Origin of the sequence: Rhizobium grahamii CCGE 502 (assembly GCF_000298315.2) — a bacterium.
Classification (GTDB): Bacteria; Pseudomonadota; Alphaproteobacteria; order Rhizobiales; family Rhizobiaceae; genus Rhizobium; species Rhizobium grahamii.
In genome coordinates, this window is sequence record NZ_AEYE02000014.1 from 105,748 (window position 1) to 130,877 (window position 25,130).

The following is a 25,130-nucleotide window of genomic DNA, read 5'->3' on the forward strand; positions in this document are numbered from 1 at the left end:
CGGCGCGATCAATGATCCAAGTCCGCGTTCGAGGTATTGGTGATTCTGATCGAGCAAACTGATGGGCGGCAAAAAAATGCAAAGCACGCTAATCTTTTTTCCGTTTCTTACGTGATGACCATTTCCGCCGAATTAAAATTGCGTTAAGAGCCGCCTGCCTTCCCAAGGCGCAGCTACAATCCCGATTGGAATGAAAATGTCAGACGCGATATCCAGAGTATCGCCGACCCCCGCTTCATCGAACAGTGCGCAAGTCAACTCGCCGGCGCGCGTTCTGATCGCGAGCCTCGTCGGCACCACGATCGAATTCTTCGACTTCTACGTCTATGCAACCGCCGCCGTGCTGGTTTTCCCGACGCTATTCTTCCCGAATAGCGACCCGACGACCGCGCTGCTTGCTTCTTTTGCAACCTTCTCGATCGCCTTCTTCGCCCGTCCGCTCGGTGCCGTGGTCTTCGGCCATTTCGGTGACAGAATCGGCCGCAAGACGACGCTCGTTGCCGCCCTGCTCACCATGGGCATTTCGACGGTCGTGATCGGCCTTCTGCCCTCGTACGAATCGATCGGCGTCCTCGCGCCGCTGCTCCTAGCCCTTTGCCGCTTCGGCCAGGGCTTCGGCCTCGGCGGCGAATGGGGCGGCGCCGTTCTGCTCGCCACCGAGAATGCGCCGGAGGGCAAACGCAGCTGGTACGGCATGTTCCCGCAGCTGGGGGCGCCCGTCGGCCTGTTCCTTTCTTCTGGCATCTTCTGGCTGCTGTTGCAGGTCATGTCGCAGGATGCGCTTCTGAGCTGGGGCTGGCGCGTGCCGTTTATCTCGTCGATCCTGCTGATCGTCATCGGCCTCTGGGTCCGCCTTTCGATCACCGAAACGCCGGCCTTCCAAAAGGCCATCGACAAGCGGGAGCGCGTGGCCGTTCCGGTTGCCGAACTCTTCCGCAAGCACAAGCGCAGCCTGTTCCTCGGCACTTTCGTGGCGCTGGCGACCTTCGTGCTGTTCTACATCGGCTCGGCTTACCTGCTGTCCTACAACGTCAAGGTTCTGAAGATCCCGTTCCTCGACGCGCTTGAAATCCAGATCGTCGGCTCGATCGCCTTCGGCGTCTTCATCCCGATCGTGGGCAAGCTCGCCGAGCGCTTCGGCCGTCGCGAAGTGCTGATTCTGACCACCGTCCTGATCGGCATCTTCTCGTTCTTCCTGCCCGGCCTGATGACGGGCGGCGAAGGTAGCATCGTGGTCTTCGCGATCGTCGCCATGGCGCTGATGGGGATGACCTATGGTCTGATCGGTACTGCGCTTGCCGCCCCCTTCCCGACGGCAGTCCGCTATACCGGCTCGTCGATCACCTTCAACCTTGCCGGCATCTTCGGCGCCTCGCTGGCGCCATACATCGCCACCTGGCTGCAGGCGAACTACGGCATGCAGTATGTCGGTTACTATCTCGGCCTCTCTGCAGTCATTACCTTGATCTGCATCCTGGCCTCCGGCCGCGACGAAGTCTGAGGTTTACTGCGACTGAAAACAGAAAGGCCGCGAAACACATGTTTCGCGGCCTTTCTAGTTCTTAGACAAATTAAGAAGGCTGTTCCTGTAAGCCAGGAATGTCACCACCCGCTATTCGCTGGTGACACCTTGGAAGGAGCGCACTTCGCGTCCCGGCATGAAGACGCCGAGACGCTTGATCTCCCACTCGAGCTTGATGCCGGACTTTTCGAAGACTTCACGGCGGACCTGTTCGCCGAGATATTCGAGATCATAGCCGGTTGCCTGCCCCATGTTGATCATGAAGTTGCAGTGAAGCGAAGACATCTGCGCGCCGCCGATGACCAATCCGCGGCATCCGGCCTCATCGATGAGCTTCCATGCCGAATGGCCTTCGGGGTTCTTGAAGGTCGAGCCGCCGGTCTTTTCGCGAATCGGCTGGACCGTTTCGCGATGGCTGCGAACGGCATCCATCTCGGCGCGGATCTTGGCGCGATCTTCGCTGTATCCTTCGAAAAGCACCGACGTAAAAATCAGATCGCTTGGTACCGACGAATGACGGTAGGAATAGCCCATATCCGCGTTCGACAGAACGTGCTTGTTGCCCTTGCGATCAACCGCATTCACTTCGACGAGGCGTTCGCGTGTCTCTCCGCCATTGGCCCCCGCGTTCATGCGCGCGGCGCCGCCGATGCTGCCGGGAATGCCGTAGTAGAAATGGAAGCCGCCGATGCCGTTGTCCATTGCCATCGCCGCGACATGCTTGTCGGGGCAGATTGCCCCGGCACGGATACGATTCTCGCCGGCAAGCTCGACCGAGCCGAAGCCCTTCGCCGAAAGCCGCAGGACAACGCCGGGAATGCCGCCATCACGTACGAGAATGTTGGATCCAACACCGACAACAGTGATCGGCACCTCTTCCGGCAGAAGCTTGAGGAAGGCAATGAGGTCTTCCTCGTCATGCGGCTGGAACATCAGCTCGGCCAGACCGCCGGCGTGGAACCAGGTGACGCGGTCCATCGGCGCATCCGGCGTGATCCTTCCACGGATGTCCTTTACGCCGTCGCCAAGCGACGCAAGAAGCTTTTCCCCATTCACCTGTTTCATGCAGATATTCCCGAAAGGCTTTGCAATTGCTTGGGCAGCGCCGCCGCCCAGTACGTGATGCTCCCAGCCCCCAACAGAACCACAAAATCCCCCGGCTTTGCAATCTCTGCGACCATTTCAGGCAAAAGCTCTGGGGATGACAGGAAGCGGGCATCGCGGTGACCGCCGGATTTGATCCGCGACACCAGCGCCTCCGAGTTCGCTCCTTCAATGGGATCTTCACCCGCGGCATAGACCGGAGCAAGGAAAATGCTATCCGCATCATTGAAGCAGGACGCGAACTCCTCGAAGAGGCTGGACAGCCGCGAATAGCGATGCGGCTGGTGAACCGCAATCACGCGACCCTTGCAGGCTTCGCGCGCGGCCCGCAGCACAGCCTTGATCTCGACCGGATGGTGTCCGTAGTCGTCGAAGATCTGCACGCCGTTCCATTCGCCGGTCAGCGTGAAGCGACGCTTGACGCCGCCGAAAGAGGCCAGCCCCTTGGCGATGTCTTCACTCGACATGCCGAGACGGTTGGCGACCGCAATCGCGGCGGTCGCATTCGAGATGTTGTGACGTCCGGGCATCGGCATGACGAGATTGTCGAGCTTGATCACCTGCCCGGTGCGCCGGCGGCGGATCTCGACGTCGAAAATCGAACGCGGACCATCAATGCGGACATTCATGAAGCGAACGTCGGCCTGAGGGTTCTCGCCATAGGTGACGATCTTCCGATCCTCGATGCGGCCGACGAGCGCCTGGACTTCCGGATGGTCGAGGCAGAGCACGCCGAAGCCGTAGAACGGCACGTTCTCGACGAACTGGCGGAACGCGGCGCGCACGGCATCGAAGTTACCGTAGTGGTCGAGATGCTCGGGGTCGATGTTGGTGATGACAGCAACGTCGGCGGGAAGCTTCAGGAAGGTGCCGTCGGATTCGTCAGCCTCAACCACCATCCACTCGCCCTCGCCCATGCGGGCGTTGGTGCCGTAAGCATTGATGATACCGCCATTGATGACAGTGGGATCGAGACCGCCCGCCTCCAGCAACGTTGCCACGAGTGACGTCGTCGTCGTCTTGCCATGCGTACCGCCGATCGCGATCGCATTCCGGAACCGCATCAGCTCGGCGAGCATCTCGGCCCGTCGCACGACCGGCAGCAGCTTTTCGCGCGCCGCAACTAGCTCCGGGTTGTTCTTCTTGATCGCCGTCGAGACGACCACGACTTCGGCGTCACCAAGGTTCTCCGCCTTGTGGCCGACGAAGACTTCGATGCCCTTGTCGCGCAAGCGTTGCACGTTGGCGCTGTCAGCCTGGTCCGATCCCTGCACGCGATGGCCGAGATTGTGGAGCACCTCGGCAATGCCGCTCATGCCGATGCCGCCGATGCCGATGAAATGAACGAGGCCGATGGCCTTCGGCATTTTCATGCGCGTTTCCCCTTGAACTCTGCAATTGTCCGTCGTGCCGCAATAGCCTCTACCATGTCGGCAAGCAAGTTCGCAGCGTCGGGTTTGCCCGCTTGCTTGGCGGCAGCCGCCATCCGGGCAAGCTTTTCCGGATCGTTCATCACATGGGTCAGGATCGATGCGATCTTCTCGGGCAAGAGTTCCGCCTGGGTTATCACTTTGGCGCCACCGGTCGCAGCCAGCGCTGCCGCGTTGGCCGCCTGGTCGTGATCCAACGCATGCGGATAAGGCACGAGGATTGCCGGACGTCCGATCACCGAGATCTCCGAAACGGTCGAGGCTCCTGAACGGCAGATGACAAGATGGGCGGCGGCAAGCCGCTCGGCCATGTCAGTAAAGAACGGTGCCGTATTAGCCGCCATCTTCAGGCGAGCGACGCATACGCTCATCATCTCGGTGTCTTCCCGTCGCACCTGCTGGGTAATGCGCAGGCGGTCGCGAAGCTCGTCATCGAGCAAACTGATGGCGGTCGGCATCGCCTTGGAAAAATATTGCGCGCCTTGACTGCCGCCAAAAACGACAAGATTGAAAGGCTCGCCGGACTTGGACGGAGAGTACGGCACCTTCGCCGCATCGATGATCGCCGGGCGCACTGGATTGCCTGTCGTAACCGTCTTGTCAGGAAACTGACCGCCGCCTTCAGGCAGGAAGCCGCCGGCAATCGCCTGCACCCGGCTCGCCAGCGCCTTGTTAGCGCGTCCCATCACCGCATTCTGTTCGTGGATCATGGCGGGTACGCCAAGGCGCGTCGCCGCCAGCAGCGGTGGGACGGTCGGATAGCCGCCAAAACCAACGACGACAACAGGCTTCAGCCGTGAAATGAGCTTCTTGGCCGCGCGCATGCCGCTCCAAAGCGTCCACAGCGACCGCGCAACGGCAACCGGATTCTTGGAGCCGATCGTCGCCGATGGCACGACATGGATCTCATCGGCCGGAAATTTGCCTGCATAGCGCTCGGCCCGGCTATCAGTCACGAGATGCACAGAATAACCGCGTTCCTTCAGCTTGTAGGCCAGAGCCTCCGCCGGAAACACATGGCCGCCGGTCCCCCCGGCGGCAAGCAGGACGATGCCTTTGCTCATGAACTCTTACTCCGCCGGCATTCCGTGCGCGACGCGGAAGAGGCTCCGGTCCTGCGCACGTTTTTCCGGCCTGTGGCGCGTCAGCGCGAGAATAAACCCGGCGGTGACGCAGATGGCGACCATGGACGAACCGCCGTAGGAAATCAGCGGCAGGGTCATGCCCTTCGCCGGCAGCAGTTCGAGGTTGACGCCCACGTTGATGATGGACTGTATGCCGATCTGCAGCACGAGGCCAGCGACGGCAAAGCGGTTGAAGTCGTTCCGCTCCTTGTAGGCATGCGAGAGACCGCGCAGCACGAGGACGGAAAACAGCGCGACGAGCGCCATGCAGAAGACGATGCCGAACTCTTCGGCCGCGACCGAGAAGATGAAGTCGGTATGCGCGTCGGGGATGATCCGCTTGACGATGCCCTCGCCCGGTCCCTGGCCGAACCAATCGCCGCGAATGATGGCTTCGCGCGCCGTGTCGATCTGAAAGGTATCGCCTTCACCGGTCAGGAACTTGTCGATGCGCAGCGCCACGTGAGGGAAGATGTAATAGGCGCTGACAAGACCGCCGACACCGCCTGCACCGAGCAGAATGATCCAGATCCACGGCATGCCGGCCATGAAGAACATGCCGCCCCACACGGCCGTCGTCAGGATCGTTTGCCCAAGGTCGGGCTGCGCGACCAGAAGTGCAGCGACAATGCCGAAGAGGATGATGGCAAACAGGTTACCCGGTATCTCCGGCTGCCTTGCGTGCTCGGCAAAGAGCCAGGCACAGACAACGACAAAGGCCGGCTTCATGAATTCGGAGGGCTGGATAGAGATGCCGGCAAGGGTGACCCAGCGGCGGGAGCCCTTGACCTCGACGCCGAAAAACAACGCCAGCAACATCATGCCGAGAGCGACGATCAACAGAATGATCGCCGTTCGCCGCACTTGGCGGGGCGTCAGGAACGAGAGACCGATCATGACCGCGAGAGACGGGATCATGAAAGCCGCGTGTCGTTTGACGAAGTGGAACGGCTCCAGCCCGATGCGCTCCGCAACCGCGGGCGACGCGGCAAACGACAGCATGAAGCCGATGCCCATCAGGAAGACGAACATCGCCAGGAAGAAGCGGTCGATGGTCCAAAACCAATCGGCCAGAGGCCCACGTTCCGCGCGGCTTACCATGTCATTTATCTCCTGTTGCCGAACCGATCAGCATGGTGATTCCGTCGAGCGCTGCCACATGGCTGACAAATGCATCGCCCCTGACTTCGAAGTTCTTATACTGGTCGAAGCTTGCGCAAGCCGGGGACAACATCACCGCCAACGGGCCGCTTTCATCTTTTTCGGCGTCGGCAGCTGCGTGAGCGACGGCGCGCTCTAATGTCCCTGATATTTCGTAGGGTACGGCCTCGCCGAGTGTTGCGGCAAATTCCGCCGCCGCCTCGCCAATCAGATAGGCCTTGGCAATACGAGGGAAGAATCCGGTCAGCGAGCTTATGCCGCCAGCCTTAGGCAACCCACCGGCAATCCAGTAGATGCGGTCGTAGCTCGACAGTGCGGGAGCGGCCGCGTCCGCGTTCGTGGCCTTCGAGTCGTTGACGAAAACGACATTGCCACGACGACCAACCGGCTGCATCCGGTGCTTGAGGCCAGGGAAGGACGCAAGTCCAGCGCGGATCTCAGCGTCGGAGACGCCGACCGCAAGGCATGCGGCAACCGCCGCAGCGGCATTCTGCGCGTTATGGCCGCCGCGCAGTGTCTGGATGCCCTCAAGATCGGCGATCGGCTTCGTCGCACCTCCTGAAGCCTGGATGAGCTTCGTTCCTTCCGCATAAATGCCATAGGGAAGCGCATGGCGGCGGGAAATCCGCGTGACCTTGCCGCCGGCTCGCTCGATGCGATCCGCGATCATCTCGCAGTGGCTGTCATCCACGCCGACCACAGCCACACCACTGCCGGCGACCAGACGCTCCTTGATGTCGGCATAGTGCTGCATCGTGCCGTGACGATCGAGATGATCCGGCGTCAGGTTGAGCAGAATGCCCGCCGACGGATTGAGCGTCGGCGCGAGGTCGATCTGATAGGATGAGCACTCGACAACGTAGAAGCGCCCATCCTTCGGCGGATCGAGCGTCAGGACAGCCGTCCCGATATTGCCGCCGAGCTGCGTGTCGCGCCCGCTCGACTTCAGGATGTGCGCGATCAGCGCTGTCGTGGTCGATTTGCCGTTGGTGCCGGTAATGGCAATAAACGGGCAATCCGGCGCGTGCGCCCGGCGCTCGCGCACGAAAAGTTCGACGTCGCCAACGATATCAACGCCGGCGGCGCGAGCGAGATCGACGGTCCAGTGTGGTTTCGGATGCGTCAGGGGAACGCCCGGCGAAAGCACGAAGAGCGATTGTGCGCTCCAGTCGAGGGAACGCAGATCAGCCGTATGGATTCCCTCGGCAGAGGCTTTGGTGACACTATCGGGATTGTCGTCCCATGCCGTCACCTCGGCTCCGCCCAGTTTCAGAGCTCGCGCAGTAGCAAAACCGGAACCGCCGAGCCCGAAGAGCGCGACCTTCTTTCCCGAGAGTGTTGTGACGGGAATCATCGCCGCTTACCGCAGCTTCAGGGTCGAGAGACCAAGCAGGGCGAGGCCGCCCGCAATGATCCAGAAGCGGATCACCACCTGGCTTTCAGTCCAGCCCTTTTTCTCGAAATGGTGATGGATCGGCGCCATCAGGAAGACACGCCGGCCCGTCATCTTGAAATAGCCGACCTGAATGATGACCGACAAAGTCTCCATCACGAACAAGCCACCGATGATCGCCATGACGATCTCATGCTTGGTGGCCACGGCAACAGTGCCGATCGTGCCGCCGAGCGCCAACGAGCCGGTGTCACCCATGAAGATAGCGGCAGGCGGCGCATTGAACCAAAGAAAGCCGAGACCGGCGCCGATAACCGCGCCGAGAACGACTGAAAGCTCGCCCGTGCCCGGTACGAAGTTGATCTGCAGATAGTTTGCAAAGACTGCATTACCCGCGAGGTAGGCAATCACACCAAACGACGCGGCAGCAATCATCACAGGAACGATCGCAAGGCCATCAAGGCCATCGGTCAGGTTCACGGCATTGCCGGCGCCAACAATCACGAAGCCGCCGAAAACGACGAACATGATCCCGAGATTGATCATGAAGTCCTTGAAGAACGGGAATGCGACCGAAGACCCGAAGGTCGAACCCGCGGTTCCGGACGCTAGCGCCGTGCGCATCATGAAGTAGACGGCAATACCGGCAATGACGAACTCGATGCCAAGGCGGGCCTTGCCGGAGAAGCCCTTGTGGCTTTGCTTGGTAACCTTGAGGTAGTCGTCATAGAAGCCGATCGCGCCGAAGCCGAGGGTCACGAGCAGCGTGGCAACCACGTAGACATTCGAAAGATCAGCCCACAGCAGCGACGATCCGACGATGCCCGCGAGGATCATCAGGCCGCCCATGGTTGGTGTGCCTGCCTTCTTGAAATGCGTCTGCGGACCGTCGGCGCGGATCGGCTGCCCCTTGCCCTGGCGGATGCGCAAGGATCTGATGATCATCGGTCCGAACAGGAACACGATGAAGGCGGACGTAAACAGGGAAGCGCCCGTGCGGAAGGTAATGTACCTGAACAGATTCAAGAATTTCAGGTGTTCCGACAGTTCGACAAGCCAAATCAGCATTCAGGGCCCCTTGTTTACCCGCTCAAAAATCGCGTTGCGTGTCGGCAAATGGCGGGAACTTGTCAAGGAGCGCGGCAACGATCTTGCCGAAACCTATGCCCAGTGACGATTTTACCATCAGCACGTCGCCAGCCGCGACAGCGTTCAATACATATTCTGATAGTTCTTCGGTCTTCTCATAGTGGATGACCTGCACGCCCTCGGGGAGCGATTCTTTCAGCGCAACCATTTCAGGCCCCGCGAGCCAGACATGCTCTATACCAGCAGCGAGCAAAGGCCCCGCCAGATCCGAATGGACTTTCTCCGCGTACTCACCCATCTCCAGCATGTCGCCGAGCACGGCAACGCGCCGCCCAGCACCTGTCGGAACGGAACTCGCAAGCACAGATAGCGCGGCACGCATCGAAGCGGGATTGGCGTTGTAGCTTTCGTCGATGACCGTGAAGGCGCTGCGGTCGATTCCCAGGCGGTGACGCCGTCCCCTGCCCTTTTCCGGCTGCAGCGTCGAAAGGGAGGTGATTGCCTGATGCATGTCCGCACCGACAAGCTTGACGACACCAAGGGTGGCCAGTGCATTCTCGGCAATGTGCCGCCCCGGCGCGCCGATCGCGACCTCCTTGGTGTCGCCATCGATGGTGATCCACAACGTCGAACTCTGGTCGGAGCCATTGAACTCCGCGAGGCGGAAATCGGCTTTCGCATGCTGACCGAACGAATGAATGTGCTGGATGCCACAGGCCTGCGCCGTACGCTCAAGGAAATTGAACTGGTCGTTGTCCCTGTTGAGCACGACCTGCCCGCCCGGCACGACACCTTCAAAAATCTCGGCCTTCGCTGTCGCAATCTCTCGTATGCTCTTGAAATTGCCGAGGTGAGCCGGTGCAATCGTTGTCACCACGGCAACATGCGGCCTGATCATCTTGACCAGCGGACGGATCTCGTCCGGATGGTTCATCCCCACTTCGAAAACGCCGAAATAGGTATCGAGCGGCATCCGGGCGAGCGTCAAAGGCACGCCCCAGTGATTGTTGAACGAGGCCACCGAAGCATGCACCTTGCCCGATGGGGACAAGACACGCCGCAACATCTCCTTAGTCGTGGTCTTTCCGACTGAACCGGTCACGGCAATGATCTGGGCGCGCGAACGCGCACGTGAGGCAATCGCGAGCTTGCCGAGTGCAGCCAACACGTCCTCGACGACGATGACAGGAACGGTAAGCCGTCCCATGGCTGGGAGGCGCGCTTCGCTGACGACGAGCAGAGTAGCCCCGTTTGCCATCGCCATCGAAGCAAAGTCATGACCGTCAACGCGGTCACCCTTGATAGCGAAGAAGGCCTCGCCGGGCGCAATGGAGCGGCTGTCGATGGAAATCCCGGTAATGCCCTCAGGCAAAGTTCCGAACGGCCGCCCTGCCATGGCGGCAATCATGTCTTCCGTCGTCCAAAGCCAGTTCACGGTTTCAGCTCCTCCAAAGCCTTACGCAATTCGGCGTGATCCGAAAACGGCAGGGTGACGCTCCCGATCGTCTGCCCTTCCTCGTGTCCCTTGCCGGCGACGATCAGCGTATCGCCGGATGTCAGCATGGCAACCGCCGTTCTGATCGCCTCGGCACGGTCGCCAATTTCGCTCGCGCAGCCTGCGGCCGCCATGATCTCGGCGCGAATGGCCGCCGGCTCCTCCGAGCGTGGATTGTCGTCGGTGACAATCACCACATCGGCCAGACGGCAGGCGATCTCGCCCATGATCGGCCGCTTGCCGCGATCGCGGTCGCCGCCGCAGCCAAACACGACGATGACGCGGCCCGTCGTAAACGGACGAACGGACTCCAAAACATTGGCAAGCGCGTCGGGCTTATGGGCATAGTCGACATAAGCAAGCGCACCGTCCTTGGTATGGCCCACCAATTCGAGACGACCGGATGCGCCCTGCAGCTTTTCAAGGGCCGCCATGGCGACCTTCGCCGGCACGCCCGTCGACATGGCGAGACCTGCCGCCACGAGCGCGTTGGCCACCTGGAAGTCCCCTGCAAGCGGAATATCGACCTCGAAGATCTCTCCCTCGGCGTGGATTTCAGCCACCTGCTTGTGCCGGAAATGCTCGACGCGCTTCAGCGTAAGGTAGTCGCCCTTGCGACCGACGGTGCGAACGTCGTGACCCGCGTCGCGTGCCGCCTTGACGGCTTGCTCTGACCACGCATCGTCGGCGAAGATCACGGCCGGTGCGCCCTTCGGCAGCAGCGTATCGAACAGCCGCATCTTCGCGGCCATGTAGCTTTCGATCGTCGGATGGTAGTCCATGTGATCGCGGCCGAGATTGGTAAAGGCAGCTGCTGCGAGCTTGACGCCATCGAGACGGCCCTGATCGAGGCCATGGCTGGAGGCCTCCATCGAGGCATGCGTGACGCCCTCGTCGGAAAGCTCCGCGAGCAATTTGTGGAGCGAAACCGGATCCGGGGTCGTCAGCGAACCATATTCATTGCGTGTCGGAGAGACGACGCCAGTGGTGCCGATCATCGCCGCCGGATGTCCGGCATAGGCCCAGATCTGCCGGGTGAAGGAAGCAACCGACGTCTTGCCGGCGGTACCGGTCACGGCAACCATCGTTTCCGGCTGCTTGCCATAGAAATGAGAGGCCGCGATCGACAGGAAGCGGCGCGGATCGGTCACGACGAGAACAGGTATGGAAGCATCAACACTATGGGACGCAATGGCCACGACAGCACCGCGCGCCGCCGCGTCGGCGACAAAGCCTGCTCCATCGGCTTTCGTCCCGGCGACAGCCACAAACACCATGCCGCGTTCGATCTTGCGGCTGTCGGACGAGATACCCGAAACCGCCAGCGCCCCGACAGACCCGGCCAATTGATCTTCAAGTTCCGGAAATGCATCTCCGGCGATGTCTCGCAAGTTCATCGAATGTACTTTTCTCTCTCGAGCCGCCGCGCCCCCGTGGCGAATCGGCTCCGACATTCATTCAGACTCAATAAGACACCAACATGGCCGATCCGTCGTCACCGAACTTGGGTTCCACACCGAGAATTGGGGCTGCGCGGGCGATGATGTTCTTCACCATCGGCGCTGCCGTGTACGCTGCAATGTTCTGGCCCTTCTCGCCATTGTGCGGCTCATCGCAGAACGTCAGCACGACATACTTCGGATCGTCGATCGGAAAAGCCGCGAGGAACGCATTGAAATTGAGGTTCGTCGCGTAGCGGCCATTGACCACCTTGTCAGCCGTGCCGGTCTTGCCGCCGACGTTAAAGCCGGGCACGTCGGCATTGCGCCCAGAGCCCTTGATGCCGTTCAGCTTGAAGAGATAGCGAACGTCATCGCTGGTGGTCTTCTTGACGACCACTTCCGCAACTTCGTCTGCCTGCTCGCGGTTGCGCGGCAGGAAGGTCGGCTCGATGAGCTTGCCGCCGTTGACGAGCGCCGCGCCGGCAACCGCCGTCTGCAGCGGCGTCGTGGAAACACCGTGACCAAAGGAGATCGTCACCGAGTTGATCTTCTTCCAGACCTTCGGCTGGCTCGGCATTTTCACCTCGGGAAGCTCGGTCTGCATCTTTGTCAGCAGGCCAAGTTTGGTCAGGTAGTCCTTCTGCGCGTCGATGCCAACGATGTCGATGATGCGGGCGGTACCGACATTGGACGAATACTGGAACACCTCCGGCAGCGTCAGCCAACGGCGCTGGCCGTGGAAGTCGTGAATGGTGAAGCCGCCGATGCGGATCGGCTGCGTCGCGTCGAAGCTGTCGTTGAGGCTGACCTTGCCGGTGTCGAGCGCCATGGCGAGCGAAAAGGTCTTGAAGGTGGAGCCCATCTCGAACGTGCCGTTCGACATGCGGTTCAGCCAGCCTTCCTTGGCGCCCTCCAGCGGGTTGTTCGGATCGAAGTCCGGGGCCGATGCCATTCCGAGCACTTCGCCGGTATGAATATCGAGGATGACGGCGCCGGCGCCCTTTGCCTCGTAGTTCTTGACGGCGTTGACGACGACATCGCGCACGATGTTCTGGACGCGGACGTCAATCGACAGGCGAACGGGCTCAAGCGGCTGGTCGCTTGTCATGCCGACTGAAGCGAGGTCGGCAAGGCCCTGATCGTCAATGTATTTCTCCATGCCGGCAACGCCGCGGTTGTCGATGTTGACGTAGCCGAGGATATGCGCTGCGGTCGCGCCACCCGGATAGAAGCGGCGCTTCTCAGGGCGGAAGCCGATCCCGGGAATGCCGAGCGCCAGAATCTGGCTCTGCTGCTTCGGCGTCAACTGGCGTCGCAGCCAGGCGAAGTGAGATGTGCGGTTCGCGAGCTTCTTGTAGGTGCCTTTCATGTCGAGGTCGGGCAGAACCGTCGCGAGCTTCTCGACCGCCTCGTCTGGGTCGACCACCTTGTTCGGCTCGGCAAAAAGCGAGACCGTCCGGATATCGGTCGCCATCACTTCGCCGTTTCGGTCCAGGATATCCGGACGCGAGGCCATCAGACGATCCGGCGGCAGAATGCTGGACACGACATCGGGGTCGCGGACTGCGTATTCGACGAGACGCCCGCCGATCACGCAATAAACGGCAACGAATCCGACGATCAGAAGCCCGACGCGGCTCTTCGCCTGTCCCGCCTTCTTCTTTCGCGATCCCTCGATCGGCCTATTGCCGCCGAGGCGGTTATTGGTGCCGGCGGAGAAATGCGCCTGGCTCTTCAAGACCATGATGCGTGAAAGAAACGACATCTCTACTCCACCGATCCGGTTGCCATCATGTCTTCTTCTTCGGGTTCAGGCGTCGCTGGCTTTGGCTTTGCCTTGCCCGAACCGGCTTTCGCTTCTGTAATCTCGGGAGCAGGAACCTGCGATTTCAGCATCGGCAGTTCCTTGGCGTGAACCAGCGATGTGGACGCCGTCGGCTGCAGCTGAAGCTCACCATTGTAGTTGTTGACGAGCCGCTCGAGCCTGTTCGGCTGGGAGAGTAGAGCCCAATCCGCTTTCAACAGGTCGATCGTGTCCCTCTCGAGCTTGATCTCGGCCTCGAGGCGGTGAACTTCCTCAAGTTTGAGCTCGGCATGGTGCTTGATGGTGTAAGTGACAGCAGCAGCGGCTGTCATGACACCGACGAGGATGAGGTCCAAGGTTCTCAGCATGTCAGGCTCCGAGCTTTCCGAGACTCGCCAGATTCGGCAATCCGAAGATGGAAATATCTGCCGCTTCGGCAGGCGCAGCAGTGCGCAGCCCTGCCCGCAGCTTGGCAGATCGCGCCCGCGGGTTTGCCTGCGCTTCCGCCTCGGTCGCAGCAACCATCGGCTTGCCGATCCGTTCGAAGGTCGCTGCACGTTCGTGCGCGACAGGCAGATGACGAGAGCCCGAAGCCTTGCCGGCACGATCGGAGAAGAACGTCTTGACGATCCGGTCCTCGAGCGAATGGAAGGTAACAACGACGAGACACCCGCCGGGCTTCAGCACATGCTCGGCGGCAAACAGCGCCTGCGCCAATTCGCCAAGTTCATCGTTGACAAAGATTCGCAACGCCTGGAAGACGCGGGTCGCCGGATGGATCTTGTCCTTCATCTTGCGCGGCGTGACGAGTTCGATCAGGCCGGCCAGATCGCGCGTCGTCTCGAACGGTTTTTCCGCCCGCCGCTTTTCAATCGCGTGCGCGATGCGCGGCGACTGACTTTCCTCTCCGAGAAAATGAAAGATGCGGATGAGATCGGCCACCTTGGCGCGATTGATCACATCGGCCGCGGAAACACCTGCCGCCGACATGCGCATGTCCAGCGGACCATTCTTCTGGAACGAGAAGCCGCGATCGGCCTCGTCGATCTGCATCGAGGACACGCCGATATCGAGCACAACTCCATCCAGTCCGCCGGATGGAGCCGCATCAGCCAATTGAGAGAACTGTGAATGTACGAGCTTCAAGCGACCCTGGCTTTCAGCGACAAGAGCTCGACCGGCTTCGATGGCGGTCGGATCGCGATCCAGGGCGACAACATTGGCGCCGGCACCCAGAATGGCAGAGGTATAGCCGCCCGCACCAAAGGTGCCGTCGAGAATGATCTTGCCGGGCGACGGCTCCAGTGCAGCAAGAACCTCGTTGAGAAGAACCGGAATGTGGCGAACCGGTCCGCCACCGGCATCAGTTGAATCTCCGCCAGGATTCGCCGCCATTCCGTTCCCTCGTACCGTTAGGAACGCCTGCCCGCCAGCCGACGCCCTCCTCGTGCCTGCATCTGGGCAGCCTGAAATGCCTGCGGCTGCCACAGCTGAAAATGATCCGCCCGACCGACGAAGGTCACCTCGTCCGAGATACCGGTGAAGTCGCGGATGAAATCCGTGACCATCAGCCGACCCTCCGCATCGAGCCTCATGAAGATACCGCCCCCGTGGATGAGAAGCGACATCTCGTTCGCGTCCGGCGAAAACGGATCCTCCGCAGAAATCTGACGCTCGAACCTCTCCAGGAGATCCGGACCGCCGACGCTGATCGCCGGAAACACAAAGTCCTGGAAGCAATAGAGCTCCTGAACATTGCGCTGCGCCAGCACGGATCGAAACGCCGCCGGCACGGAAACCCTGCCCTTGGAATCGATTCTGTTGGTCGCATTTGAAAGGAAGCGGCTCATGACACGAAACATCCGTTCCCGAAAGAGCCCGGACTGAACTCAGGAGCCCGGAATCTCTAAATTCAGGCACAGCTTCGCGAGCCGAATGGGCAAGATCCCATCCGGCGCCTTCGGAGCGGAAGACGCCTTGGCTTTGCGATTGTTGGGCACCTACTTGCCCTTGCGCAGTGCATGAATGGGATAACATGGGACCATATGGGCGTCAATGGGAAACGCCCGTCTCACGATGAGCGAAGTATCCGAAATTTATAAGCTGTTAAGTTTAACAAAGGGTTAGGATCGAGCTTGCGGACACCGGACAGCCTAACCGCCGGAGCGCCCTCAAAGGCCACATGTGGCTCAAATTGGCACAGCAAAATATGCGCTTCTATACAGAGGCTTAATGCATCCTCTTCAAGAGTGGCAGCACCCGTCTCGAACGCTCGCACGAAGAGGTATGCAGCCTCTATCTCCTTTGAAGTAATAGGCCGAGCCATTCGGCTGCTGCCACGTGCAAAATAATGAACGGCCGGAGAATTGAATTAGCTCACCGCTGCCGCATATTAATTGAAGCTAAATAAGCAACCGTGGAGTAACACTATGACAAACTTCACATTAAAGGGACTTCTTTACGGACGCTTTGAGCCGGAAAAACGTATTCCGCTGTCGCAGTCGGGAATGACGACTGACATCCAATGCGATTCCTGCGGCAAGATTTTCAAGCGCTGGTCCATTCTCGCCCGCAGCAGCACGACCTGCGAGGAATGTCTGGCGAAGGCGCCGACCGCCCACTAGCAATCGACGGCAATCACAAAGACATGCTTCCGCAAGGGGTAGTTCGCCAGCTGGCCTGTAAGCCGGGTTCTGTATGGCCCCGGCCGAAGCCGGAACGTGGCAGCCATTCCTCTGGGACAGCGTTCGCACGCTGCCTCACGCAACCCACCCGGATGACTGACCTGGAAACCGGCCGGAAGGCTTTCGCCTCCCACGTCATCCCTATTCGGTCTTGCTCCCGGTGGGGTTTACCTTGCCATCGCCGTTACCGGAAATGCGGTGGGCTCTTACCCCACCCTTTCACCCTTACCTGCCGAGGCAGGCGGTTTGCTTTCTGTGGCACTTTCCCTGAGGTCGCCCTCGCCGGACGTTATCCGGCACCGTGTTTCCTTGGAGCCCGGACTTTCCTCACCCTACCGCCTTTCGGCATTGGTAAAGCGCGGCTGCCCGGCCAACTGGCAAGGCTCCCTTAGCGGAGACACGGAGCGAATGCCACCGAAATATTGCCGGCTTCGCGCCGACAAAGCTCTGTCCAGTGACAAGACTCTATGCCTAGCGGAAAACCGGTGTCAGTTCCCGGCCGAAGTCCTCTGCCCCGAGCCAGCCCTGCGTCATGACGACGGCCCCTAGCCGGCCGAGTTCGTCGGACGATTTCGCGGCAACGAAATTGCCACCAGCCAGGACAGCGATCCGCGGTGAATCCGTATAGCCGACATAAGGATACGCGGTCGTCGTGAAGGTTGACACACACGGCGCGGAGGTCGTTGGGCAGCCAGCCAAGGCCGGCATCAGCCGCAGCGCCGTTGAGACCAGACTGTCGCGCTCAAGTAGATCGCCGTCCGAGCGAAACCACGTTCCGATATCCCCGAGCGTCTCGAATGACCGCGCCTCCAGATCGCCGCCGAGCTTCAGGTAGGTCCGACCATCGGGGTATCGCACCGGTGGCAGGATATAGACGTGGTCCTCATCGCGATCGCCGAAGACAATCGTCGAAGGCATGCCGGAGAAAGTCGCCATCTCCCCTTCGCCAAGCTCAAAGAAGGCAACGGTGCGGGCGGCAATTCTGATGTCGATCGGAGCTGGCAGGAGATCGTTGAAATTACTGAAACCGCCAGCGGCAACCAGCACGCGCTCCGCAGTATAGCTCTTGCCACCAGCCTCAACTTCGACAGATGGGCCTCGGTCGCGAACCGAGGTAACAGTTGCACCTACGACCGTTGCGCCTGCCTGCTCGGCAAGCATGGTTTGCGCCCGAACCAAAGCGCGCGGATTGATGTGCCCCGCCCGCCGCTCTTCGAAATAGCCGTTGTGGGACGGATCGAAGGAGAACTGAGGAAAGCGCTCACGCAACGCTGCCGGCGTAAGCGCTTCAACGTCAAGACCGAGGGTTTCGCTGACCTGCAGCGCCCGCCCGAGAAACCCCTCGCCCGGCCGCGCGGGCGGTCCGGTAAACAGACAACCCGCTTCCGAGAAAAAGGAGATACCGCTTTTCGCTTCCATCTCCCCGTAGCGATCGAGCGAACGTGCCGCGAGGGTCGCCCAGACCTTATTGTCGTCGAAGGACCGCGTAATGCGAGCCTCGTCGTAGTGGCTGGCAAACACGCCGTGATGGTTCTTGCGCTCGGCCGGCTCGCTGGGGCCGATAAGCGCAACGCCCTCGATCATACCGGAAAGATGGCGGGCAGCAGCCGCGCCCATCATTCCGCGTCCGACGATGATCACCTTGAAATCAACTGCCATATGTCACCTCATTTTCCGAGGTCGGATAACACAGGCGCCACGTTGAATCATATTGTTAAGTGCCAGCTCGAAGCGATTCTCGAACAAGCACTTTCATGCGATCAAAGCATCGCCAGGACCTTGCCGCAGTAAGCCTTCGAAACCGGGTTCATGCGGGTTGCGCCATGGCCGGCATTGTACTTCAGGATCGTACCGCAAGTTTCGCCACCGCCTAGCTGATGTGCTGCAGCCAGATACTTCATGCCGAACTTGATGTTCGTCTCAGGGTCGAACAAGCCCTTCGCAGGGCCCGAGTAGCCCATCATGCGTGCCGTCGCCGGCTTGATCTGCATGAGGCCGATTTCGCCCGCGCTGCCGCGTGCATTCGGATTGAAATTGCTCTCGACGCGCACGACCGCACGAGCGAGCTCAACGGGGACGTTGTACTGGTTGGCATACTTGACGATGATCGCGGAATATTTGTTGGCTGTGAAATCCGGCATTGCATAACCGCTGGTGCGGTCAACGGTCTTCAAGGGGATTGTCTGAGATCTTGCGCCCCATTCGCCCGCGAAGGCGCAGTTGATACCCATCAACAGTGCGCTGGCGCACACTGCAGCAGAAATAATCTTCTTCATTTAGTCTAATTACTCCGACCCAAAGAATTTCCGGATCGCAGTTGAAATAACAATCCGGTCGTATGCAGCAGATATATATTATATATTCTGCAGCAATTCTTTTTGTTTCAATTGACGGCCGCTAGAAACCCCAAACAACACAAGCGGCGCCGTTCGACGATTGGCGTTAGACCACCGCAATGAGGAGATAATAGGGAAATGATGTGGCGACGCAGCAGACTCTCAAAATCCTGAGAATCCACGCCCCTCTAAAAGTACTACTTATGCGGAGTAACGCGGCAGCGACGCCAGCAAACGGTGCAGCGTGTCGATCGTCGAAAAATCCGCGATCCCGTCGATTCGAGCGGGCCGAAAATGGCGCTGGAAGGCCTCGATATCGCCAGCCATCTTGTCGGAGAATTGGCCTGTGATCTCAGTCGCATAGCCATAAAGCGAGAGCATCGACTGTAGGGCCTCGACCGGCTGGCCGCTGTCGCCGCGTTGGAAAAATCTTCCACCGGAGATCGCAGCTGGCTCAACCCAGTGCCCCACACCGGCCTTGTGGAGCTCTGACCAAGGAAATTTTTCTCCTGGGTCAACCTTCCGAATCGGTGCTACATCGGAGTGCCCGAGCACCCTTTCGGGGGCAATGGACCAACGTTGGCCGCAATCGCGACACAATTCGATGACCGCTTGAATTTGTTCTTGAGGATACTCGGGGAGCCCTCCGGGATGACCCGCATTGGCGATCTCGATTCCGATCGACAAAGAGTTGATATCGGTCTCCCCCCGCCAGTAACTTTTGCCGGCGTGCCAGGCACGGCGGTTCTCGGGGACGAGCTGCAGAACCTCGCCATCTTCACCGACGAAGTAGTGGCTCGAGACCTGACTTTCGTCCTGACAGAGCCACTCCAAGGCTCTGTCAGGCGTCGGCATGCCTGTATAGTGAAGAAGGATCATGTCTGGCCTGCGCCCATCAGCACGTTCGCCGTGATTTGGCGATGGGCGAACGGTCGCTTTCCGGTAGTCGGCCTCGAACGAGGTCATGCTGCGCGGCGTTCCTTCTCGATTGCCTCGTAGGCTGCATTCAGCGCAGCCATGCGCTCATTGGCAATCGCATGGAACTCGGCCGGCACGCCTCGCGAAATCAGCCGATCAGGATGATGTTCGCTGACAAGCCCATGATAGCGGCGACGGATCGTCGTGAAGTCGTCGGAGGGCGAAACGCCGAGCACCTTGTAGGGATCGCGGCCCATGGAAACATGCCGCGCTGCAATTCGTTCGAAATGATCTTCATTCATATGGAAGATCTCGCTCACATGCCGCAGGAACGCCAATTCCTTCTCATGGATGACCCCATCCGCTTTGGCGATATGGAAGAGACCGTCCAGCACCTCTTCTAGCACCGGGCAATTGGCCGCGCACGTCACGCACAAGGATGACAGGCGCTCCGCATAGGCTTCATAACCGGCGACGTCTTGACGCGCCAGATTGTAGAGGCGTGCGACATTCTTTGCCTGCTCCGGCGGAAACTCGAAGATCTCGCGAAAGGCGTCCACCTCCCGCTCGCTCACAATTCCATCGGCCTTGGCCATTTTTGCCGACAGAGCGATGATGGCGACCGAGAAGGCCACCTTGCGGCGCGTCTCGGGGTCTCCCTCGAAAACTGTCCGGATAGCCTCGACCACCGCCGAAAGGACGTTGCCCGCGGTATTGCCAATGGCATTCAGCAGTTTTTCCCAGAAGGACATAAAAGTCTCTCGCAGCGCAAATAGGTTAGACACCTTGACCAAATAAAGCCTGCGTTTGCAAGGCGGCGATTGGTCGTAGGAGCGAATACAGCTTTCACATTTCGGTAATTGTCGCCCCGATGCTGAAGCATACGCCGCATTCGCATTGCCTCATATGACACCAAAGGATAGGCTGCGGTTACGGCGGCACGGCGCCCGTCACACCGGCAGCCTCCGCGCGCTCGGGATTTCCACAATCGATCTCAACGGCTATTCGAAGCTTGAAACGATTATATCGTGGTTCCGCCTATCTTCGCCGTTTTGGTGCAGGATTTTCACAATAACTACACTTTACATGCCCCTTTCCCTGTCGCATCCATGCGTTAGGTAAGCAGCACGCAGGTGCAGTGATAAGAGACACGATGGAGGGATCATGGCCAAACAGAAAGTCGCAATGCTCACGGCTGGAGGCCTGGCGCCCTGTCTGTCGTCCGCGGTTGGCGGGCTGATCGAACGCTATAGCGATGTCGCGCCCGACATCGAGCTCGTCGCCTATCGCTCCGGCTATCAGGGCGTACTTCTCGGCGACAGCATCAAGATCAACGCAGACATGCGCCAGAAGGCGCCGCTTCTGCATCGCTACGGCGGTTCGCCGATCGGCAATAGCCGCGTCAAGCTGACCAACGCAGCCGATTGCGTGAAGCGCGGCCTGGTCAAGGAAGGCGAAAATCCGCTGCGCGTTGCCGCCGAGCGCCTCGCCAACGATGGCGTCACCATCCTTCACACGATCGGTGGCGACGACACAAACACGACCGCCGCCGATCTCGCGGCATATCTGGCTGCAAACGGCTACAATCTGACGGTCGTCGGCCTCCCGAAGACGGTGGACAACGACGTGGTTCCTATCCGGCAGTCACTCGGCGCGTGGACGGCGGCCGAAGTCGGAGCGCATTTCTTCGACAACGTCAGCAACGAGCAGACGGCAGCACCACGCACCTTGATCATCCATGAAGTCATGGGGCGCCACTGCGGCTGGCTGACGGCCGCGACCGCGCGTGCCTATTTGCAGCGGACGAAGAACTACGAGTACGTTGGCGGTTTCATGACGAACGCCAAGATGAAAGGCATCGATGCGGTCTATTTGCCGGAAATGGCATTCGACCTCGATGCGGAAGCGGCTCGCCTGAAGGAAATCATCGATCGCACCGGCCATGCGACCGTGTTTGTCTCGGAAGGCGCCTGCCTCGATGCCATCGTCGCGGAACGCGAAGCCGCCGGCGAGACCGTCAAGCGCGACGCTTTCGGACACGTCAAGATCGACACGATCAATGTCGGCGGCTGGTTTCAGAAGCAGTTCGCGGGCCTCATCAATGCCGAGCGCTCGCTCGTCCAGAAGTCCGGCTATTTTGCGCGCTCGGCGCCCGCCAACGGTGACGACCTTCGTCTCATCCAGAGCATGACCGATCTCGCTGTCGAAAGCGCCCTCAACAAGGTGTCCGGCGTGACCGGCCATGATGAAGCGCAAAACGGCAAGCTGAGGACGATCGAGTTCCCGCGCATCAAGGGCGGCAAGGCCTTCGACACCTCCACCAAGTGGTTCGGCGATGTCATGGACACGATTGGCCAGAAATACCGGGCAGCATGATTGACTGAGTGTTGATATGGTGTCTTTGCTTTTGTCCTAGGGAATAGGAGGAGATTCCATGTCGCTCGAAGCCTGGTTCGCTTTTGCCGCTGCGTCAGCAATCATGCTGGCCATCCCCGGCCCGACGATTCTCCTCGTCGTTTCCTATGCGCTCGGACACGGACGCAAGACGGCACTTGCGACGGTAACCGGCGTTGCCCTCGGCGACTTCACGGCGATGACGGCATCATTGTTCGGATTGGGGGCCGTGCTCGCGGCCTCCGCAACCCTGTTCACGGTGCTGAAGTGGATCGGCGGCGCCTACCTGATCTGGCTCGGGATCAAGCTCTGGCGGGCGCCGGTGATTTCCGAACCGATGGCAGACAATGACAACCTGCCCGAAAAGAAATCCCTCAAGGTTTTCCTCCACGCCTATGTCGTCACGGCTCTCAACCCGAAGAGCATCGTCTTCTTTGTCGCATTCGTTCCGCAGTTCTTGAATCCGTCTCAGCCGTTCTTCGGCCAGATGCTCATCATGGAAGCCACCTTCCTGGTGCTCGCCACCATTAATGCCTCTACTTATGCGTTGGCAGCAAACGCGGCGCGCGGGCTCATCCGTAAGGCGAGCGTTCAACGCGCTGTCAACCGTACCGGCGGCACTTTGCTCATTGCCGCGGGCGCCGTAACGGCCGGCTATCGCCGCATCGCCGCGTAAATATTTTCGGCGGGTTGCAGCAAAGCAACGAATACGTTAATGGCGGAATTCGGGCTTAAGGTTTTTGGTAACTTCTAACGCTGCCGGGGCGGCGCGTTCACGAAAGTGAGAGTATGGTAGCGATCGGTTTTTCCGGCCTGAAACGCAGTCTCGTCGTTTCGACGATGCTCTGCGGCGTTGTTGCTGGATGCACGAGCGTCGAATACACGTCGCAGGCAGAATTGACCGCTCTCCAGACAGTTGTACCGACACCGAAGCCGGGCGAAGATGCCACACTTGCCGCCGTGCCTGCGGGCGAAGGCAGCACTGAAACGGTGATGGTCGCTGCCACGGACCCGACAGCGGCTGCTCTCGCAGCCCCAGCCATGCCGACCGCGGCGCCTTCGCAACCGAACGGTCAGATCGAGCCCACCGCCGCGACGGGCTATGCGCAGATTCCGCTTACTCCCGAGATGACGGCGATTCAGTCTGTCATACCCACCCCGCGCCCAGGCACCCCGTCGCCGTCGACGCAGCTCGCCTTTGCGGCAACGCCGCAGACCGGCAGCGGCGCCATTGCTGCGCTTTCCGCGATTGACACCACGCCGCACCCGATGATGGACTACGGCTTCGACACTTCAGGCCCCTCCGACCCGCCGGCTGCTCCGCCGATGTTCAGTGACAGCGACGACGACGGCGCACCGACCGTGGAAAAGAGCGCGATCACCAAGATCATCGACAAGTATTCGAAGATGTACGAGGTGCCAGCCTCGCTGCTTCACCGCGTCGTCCACCGCGAAAGTCGATACAATGCGAAGGCCTATAACAAGCGCGGCTACTTCGGCCTGATGCAGATCAAGTACAACACCGCCAAATCGATGGGCTACGAAGGCGAACCGGCCGGCCTGTTCGACGCCGAGACCAACATCAAGTACGCCGCCAAGTATCTTCGCGGCGCCTGGCTTGTGTCCGACAGCAGTGAAGACGATGCCATCCGCCTTTACGCCCGTGGCTACTACTATGACGCCAAGCGCAAAGGCATGAACGACGTCGCCCAGGGCAACTACTGATCGCTGCCCGGCAGCGCAGCCAAAATCTCTTTCACGAGCATCTGCGGCTTGTAGCGAAGCCAGCTTGGGGTCAATCCAAGCCTGACGACGACGAGTTTTGCCGACGGCACAATCGCCACACTTTGCCCGTCGTGCCCTTCCATCCAGAATGTATCTTCAGGAAGGCCAGCAGTGGTGCTGCTATCGCCGCCTGGCGCAGCTAACCAGGCTTGCGCCTTCGTATACTTGCCGCCTGAGGATGCCGTCGGCGTCCTCATCGCCGTCATGAAGCGTTCCGGCAGCAGCCGCTCCCCATTCCAGACGCCATCCTGAAGAAGGAACTGCCCGAAACGGGCCCAGTCCCGAGCGGTGGCGTAGAGATAGGAACTGCCCGCGAATGTGCCGCGTGCGTCGACCTCCAGAACCGCGCTCGACATGCCGATCGGATCGAACAGGGCCATCTTGGGGTAGGCAAGCGCTGTCTGCATGTTGCCGATGCGATCCATCCATATCTTCGAGATCAGAACCGATGTGCCGCTGGAGTAGTTGAAGCGCTCGCCAGGACTGGCCTCCAATGGGAGGCTCGCTGGCAGTGCCGTCATATCCGCATCGAGATAAAGCATCCGAGTGACGTCAGCGACCGTGCCATAGCTCTCGTTAAAGGCTAGGCCGCTCTGCATGCCCATGAGGTCGCTGAGCTTGATTGTCGAGTGGTCACCACCCTGCCACTGCGGCAGGAGCGCTATGTCATCAAATGTTATTCTGTTGTCGAGCATCAGCCGCCCGACAATCGCAGCATTGACGGTCTTTGTCATGGACCAGCCTGTCAGCGGCGTCGTTGGACTGAAGCCGTCGCCATAGCGCTCGGCGATGATGCGGCCATTGTGAACGACGACGACTGCGCGCATGGCAGGGCCGAGCAAATCTTTGTCCGCAAGCAGCGCATCGACACCGCTATCATGGACATCAGCGACGGCGTTACCCTCCGGCCATATCGCCTCATTTGGCGAGCTTTGAGCTTCCGGCCCGTCAGGCACCGCGCGCGCTGCCGCTACGAAGTCGCCGTCCGGCACGCTGCTACAGCCGAGCGCGCCGCGATAGATTGCATAACCGGGTGCGAAAAGCCCAAGGATGCGGGCAGTAACCCGCTTTTCCTGCCGGTCGACAGCCACACGCACCAGACGCAGCAGCGGGTTTCCCGGCGCCTGCACGTCTTCATAGAGCACCTGTTCAGGATCCCTTCCCGCGAGAAAGACGTTCGAGCAAACGATCTTGGCCGCATAGCCATCCCCCACGCGCAGCAATTCCGGCGGGTTGACATAGAGCCAGGCCCCGCCCATGGCGACAATCACGACCAGCAGAAGAGCAAGTGATTTTACGACACGCAGCACAAATCGCATGTACGGTCCTCCCTGCGTGCAAGAGAAGCAGGAAAGCCCGTGCAGCGAAAGACCCGGGTGCGGCTGGCCTGCATTTCCTGTCGTCCGCCGTTCTGCCCACAGCCCGCGTCATCAAACTGTAGTCACGACG

At 60.1% G+C, this 25,130-nt stretch carries 22 protein-coding genes and 1 other RNA gene; 5 read left to right on the top strand and 18 right to left on the bottom strand.

The window, feature by feature from the left end; all coding sequences use genetic code 11:
- Positions 1-196: 196 nt before the first annotated feature.
- Positions 197-1,501 (top strand): MFS transporter, encoded by a 1,305-nt coding sequence (locus tag RGCCGE502_RS12415; RefSeq protein ID WP_016554512.1) that lies wholly within the window; start codon positions 197-199, stop codon positions 1,499-1,501.
- 111 nt (positions 1,502-1,612) lie between these two features.
- On the opposite strand, the gene murB is transcribed toward RGCCGE502_RS12415, so the two are convergent.
- The 12 genes from murB to mraZ form a co-directional block, all read right to left on the bottom strand.
- A complete protein-coding gene (murB, locus tag RGCCGE502_RS12420) occupies positions 1,613-2,587 on the bottom strand; it encodes a UDP-N-acetylmuramate dehydrogenase (RefSeq protein ID WP_016554513.1) in 975 nt (324 codons plus the stop codon).
- Positions 2,584-3,999, bottom strand: coding sequence for a UDP-N-acetylmuramate--L-alanine ligase (murC, locus tag RGCCGE502_RS12425; protein ID WP_016554514.1), 1,416 nt, complete (start codon positions 3,997-3,999; stop codon positions 2,584-2,586). Before murC ends, murB begins: the two co-directional genes overlap by 4 nt.
- Positions 3,996-5,120: an undecaprenyldiphospho-muramoylpentapeptide beta-N-acetylglucosaminyltransferase gene (gene murG, locus RGCCGE502_RS12430; protein ID WP_016554515.1), complete on the bottom strand. Its 1,125-nt coding sequence runs from the start codon at positions 5,118-5,120 to the stop codon at positions 3,996-3,998. The genes murC and murG overlap by 4 nt, the downstream gene beginning before the upstream one ends.
- Positions 5,121-5,126: 6 nt before the next feature.
- Positions 5,127-6,281: a putative lipid II flippase FtsW gene (gene ftsW / locus RGCCGE502_RS12435; protein WP_016554516.1), complete on the bottom strand. Its 1,155-nt coding sequence runs from the start codon at positions 6,279-6,281 to the stop codon at positions 5,127-5,129.
- Between the two features lies 1 nt (position 6,282).
- Positions 6,283-7,695: a UDP-N-acetylmuramoyl-L-alanine--D-glutamate ligase gene (gene murD / locus RGCCGE502_RS12440; protein ID WP_016554517.1), complete on the bottom strand. Its 1,413-nt coding sequence runs from the start codon at positions 7,693-7,695 to the stop codon at positions 6,283-6,285.
- 6 nt (positions 7,696-7,701) lie between these two features.
- Positions 7,702-8,802 (bottom strand): phospho-N-acetylmuramoyl-pentapeptide-transferase, encoded by a 1,101-nt coding sequence (mraY, locus tag RGCCGE502_RS12445; RefSeq protein WP_016554518.1) that lies wholly within the window; start codon positions 8,800-8,802, stop codon positions 7,702-7,704.
- A 22-nt stretch (positions 8,803-8,824) separates the two neighbouring features.
- A complete protein-coding gene (locus tag RGCCGE502_RS12450; protein ID WP_016554519.1) occupies positions 8,825-10,258 on the bottom strand; it encodes a UDP-N-acetylmuramoylalanyl-D-glutamyl-2,6-diaminopimelate--D-alanyl-D-alanine ligase in 1,434 nt (477 codons plus the stop codon).
- The gene (locus RGCCGE502_RS12455) at positions 10,255-11,715 is read right to left on the bottom strand and encodes a UDP-N-acetylmuramoyl-L-alanyl-D-glutamate--2,6-diaminopimelate ligase (protein WP_016554520.1); all 1,461 of its coding nucleotides are present in this window, start codon (positions 11,713-11,715) and stop codon (positions 10,255-10,257) included. Before RGCCGE502_RS12455 ends, RGCCGE502_RS12450 begins: the two co-directional genes overlap by 4 nt.
- Positions 11,716-11,782: 67 nt before the next feature.
- Positions 11,783-13,525: a peptidoglycan D,D-transpeptidase FtsI family protein gene (locus RGCCGE502_RS12460; RefSeq protein ID WP_016554521.1), complete on the bottom strand. Its 1,743-nt coding sequence runs from the start codon at positions 13,523-13,525 to the stop codon at positions 11,783-11,785.
- Positions 13,526-13,527: 2 nt separating this feature from the next.
- Positions 13,528-13,932 (bottom strand): cell division protein FtsL, encoded by a 405-nt coding sequence (gene ftsL / locus RGCCGE502_RS12465; RefSeq protein ID WP_016554522.1) that lies wholly within the window; start codon positions 13,930-13,932, stop codon positions 13,528-13,530.
- 1 nt (position 13,933) lies between these two features.
- Positions 13,934-14,959: a 16S rRNA (cytosine(1402)-N(4))-methyltransferase RsmH gene (gene rsmH, locus RGCCGE502_RS12470; RefSeq protein WP_016554523.1), complete on the bottom strand. Its 1,026-nt coding sequence runs from the start codon at positions 14,957-14,959 to the stop codon at positions 13,934-13,936.
- A gap of 17 nt (positions 14,960-14,976) precedes the next feature.
- Entirely contained in the window at positions 14,977-15,414 is a 438-nt protein-coding gene (mraZ, locus tag RGCCGE502_RS12475) for a division/cell wall cluster transcriptional repressor MraZ (protein WP_016554524.1), read from the bottom strand.
- 579 nt (positions 15,415-15,993) lie between these two features.
- On the opposite strand from mraZ, the gene RGCCGE502_RS12480 reads away from it, so the two are divergent.
- Positions 15,994-16,188: a hypothetical protein gene (locus RGCCGE502_RS12480; protein WP_016554526.1), complete on the top strand. Its 195-nt coding sequence runs from the start codon at positions 15,994-15,996 to the stop codon at positions 16,186-16,188.
- A 42-nt stretch (positions 16,189-16,230) separates the two neighbouring features.
- Here the strand turns inward: RGCCGE502_RS12480 and rnpB are convergent.
- The 5 genes from rnpB to RGCCGE502_RS12500 all read right to left on the bottom strand — a co-directional run bounded on the left by rnpB (position 16,231) and on the right by RGCCGE502_RS12500 (position 20,254).
- Positions 16,231-16,626: RNase P RNA component class A (rnpB, locus tag RGCCGE502_RS34480), an RNA gene on the bottom strand.
- 93 nt (positions 16,627-16,719) lie between these two features.
- A complete protein-coding gene (locus RGCCGE502_RS12485; protein ID WP_016554527.1) occupies positions 16,720-17,907 on the bottom strand; it encodes an FAD-dependent oxidoreductase in 1,188 nt (395 codons plus the stop codon).
- A 101-nt stretch (positions 17,908-18,008) separates the two neighbouring features.
- A complete protein-coding gene (locus RGCCGE502_RS12490; protein ID WP_016554528.1) occupies positions 18,009-18,524 on the bottom strand; it encodes a lytic transglycosylase domain-containing protein in 516 nt (171 codons plus the stop codon).
- Positions 18,525-18,785: 261 nt separating this feature from the next.
- Positions 18,786-19,550: an N-acetylmuramoyl-L-alanine amidase gene (locus RGCCGE502_RS12495; protein ID WP_016554529.1), complete on the bottom strand. Its 765-nt coding sequence runs from the start codon at positions 19,548-19,550 to the stop codon at positions 18,786-18,788.
- Positions 19,547-20,254 carry a J domain-containing protein gene (locus RGCCGE502_RS12500; protein ID WP_016554530.1) on the bottom strand — a complete coding sequence of 236 codons (708 nt, stop codon included), beginning with the start codon at positions 20,252-20,254 and terminating at the stop codon, positions 19,547-19,549. Before RGCCGE502_RS12500 ends, RGCCGE502_RS12495 begins: the two co-directional genes overlap by 4 nt.
- Positions 20,255-20,666: 412 nt before the next feature.
- On the opposite strand from RGCCGE502_RS12500, the gene RGCCGE502_RS12505 reads away from it, so the two are divergent.
- From RGCCGE502_RS12505 to RGCCGE502_RS12515, 3 genes are all read left to right on the top strand, one after another.
- Complete coding sequence (locus RGCCGE502_RS12505) at positions 20,667-21,878, top strand: pyrophosphate--fructose-6-phosphate 1-phosphotransferase (RefSeq protein ID WP_016554531.1); 1,212 nt, start codon at positions 20,667-20,669, stop codon at positions 21,876-21,878.
- A gap of 58 nt (positions 21,879-21,936) precedes the next feature.
- Positions 21,937-22,572, top strand: coding sequence for a LysE family translocator (locus tag RGCCGE502_RS12510; RefSeq protein WP_016554532.1), 636 nt, complete (start codon positions 21,937-21,939; stop codon positions 22,570-22,572).
- Positions 22,573-22,685: 113 nt separating this feature from the next.
- A complete protein-coding gene (locus RGCCGE502_RS12515) occupies positions 22,686-23,621 on the top strand; it encodes a lytic transglycosylase domain-containing protein (RefSeq protein WP_016554533.1) in 936 nt (311 codons plus the stop codon).
- Here the strand turns inward: RGCCGE502_RS12515 and RGCCGE502_RS12520 are convergent.
- Entirely contained in the window at positions 23,615-25,000 is a 1,386-nt protein-coding gene (locus RGCCGE502_RS12520; RefSeq protein ID WP_016554534.1) for a serine hydrolase domain-containing protein, read from the bottom strand. The two genes, RGCCGE502_RS12515 and RGCCGE502_RS12520, sit on opposite strands and share 7 nt — an antisense overlap.
- Between the last annotated feature and the right edge of the window lie 130 nt (positions 25,001-25,130).

Bases quoted from the DNA above. Each gene is read 5' to 3' on its own strand.
- RGCCGE502_RS12415 (WP_016554512.1), top strand. From the start codon at position 197: ATGTCAGACGCGATATCCAGAGTATCGCCGACCCCCGCTTCATCGAAC.
- murB (WP_016554513.1), bottom strand. From the start codon at position 2,587: ATGAAACAGGTGAATGGGGAAAAGCTTCTTGCGTCGCTTGGCGACGGC.
- murC (WP_016554514.1), bottom strand. From the start codon at position 3,999: ATGAAAATGCCGAAGGCCATCGGCCTCGTTCATTTCATCGGCATCGGC.
- murG (WP_016554515.1), bottom strand. From the start codon at position 5,120: ATGAGCAAAGGCATCGTCCTGCTTGCCGCCGGGGGGACCGGCGGCCAT.
- ftsW (WP_016554516.1), bottom strand. From the start codon at position 6,281: ATGGTAAGCCGCGCGGAACGTGGGCCTCTGGCCGATTGGTTTTGGACC.
- murD (WP_016554517.1), bottom strand. From the start codon at position 7,695: ATGATTCCCGTCACAACACTCTCGGGAAAGAAGGTCGCGCTCTTCGGG.
- mraY (WP_016554518.1), bottom strand. From the start codon at position 8,802: ATGCTGATTTGGCTTGTCGAACTGTCGGAACACCTGAAATTCTTGAAT.
- RGCCGE502_RS12455 (WP_016554520.1), bottom strand. From the start codon at position 11,715: ATGAACTTGCGAGACATCGCCGGAGATGCATTTCCGGAACTTGAAGAT.
- RGCCGE502_RS12460 (WP_016554521.1), bottom strand. From the start codon at position 13,525: ATGTCGTTTCTTTCACGCATCATGGTCTTGAAGAGCCAGGCGCATTTC.
- ftsL (WP_016554522.1), bottom strand. From the start codon at position 13,932: ATGCTGAGAACCTTGGACCTCATCCTCGTCGGTGTCATGACAGCCGCT.
- rsmH (WP_016554523.1), bottom strand. From the start codon at position 14,959: ATGGCGGCGAATCCTGGCGGAGATTCAACTGATGCCGGTGGCGGACCG.
- mraZ (WP_016554524.1), bottom strand. From the start codon at position 15,414: ATGAGCCGCTTCCTTTCAAATGCGACCAACAGAATCGATTCCAAGGGC.
- RGCCGE502_RS12480 (WP_016554526.1), top strand. From the start codon at position 15,994: ATGACAAACTTCACATTAAAGGGACTTCTTTACGGACGCTTTGAGCCG.
- RGCCGE502_RS12485 (WP_016554527.1), bottom strand. From the start codon at position 17,907: ATGGCAGTTGATTTCAAGGTGATCATCGTCGGACGCGGAATGATGGGC.
- RGCCGE502_RS12490 (WP_016554528.1), bottom strand. From the start codon at position 18,524: ATGAAGAAGATTATTTCTGCTGCAGTGTGCGCCAGCGCACTGTTGATG.
- RGCCGE502_RS12495 (WP_016554529.1), bottom strand. From the start codon at position 19,550: ATGACCTCGTTCGAGGCCGACTACCGGAAAGCGACCGTTCGCCCATCG.
- RGCCGE502_RS12500 (WP_016554530.1), bottom strand. From the start codon at position 20,254: ATGTCCTTCTGGGAAAAACTGCTGAATGCCATTGGCAATACCGCGGGC.
- RGCCGE502_RS12505 (WP_016554531.1), top strand. From the start codon at position 20,667: ATGGCCAAACAGAAAGTCGCAATGCTCACGGCTGGAGGCCTGGCGCCC.
- RGCCGE502_RS12510 (WP_016554532.1), top strand. From the start codon at position 21,937: ATGTCGCTCGAAGCCTGGTTCGCTTTTGCCGCTGCGTCAGCAATCATG.
- RGCCGE502_RS12515 (WP_016554533.1), top strand. From the start codon at position 22,686: ATGGTAGCGATCGGTTTTTCCGGCCTGAAACGCAGTCTCGTCGTTTCG.
- RGCCGE502_RS12520 (WP_016554534.1), bottom strand. From the start codon at position 25,000: ATGCGATTTGTGCTGCGTGTCGTAAAATCACTTGCTCTTCTGCTGGTC.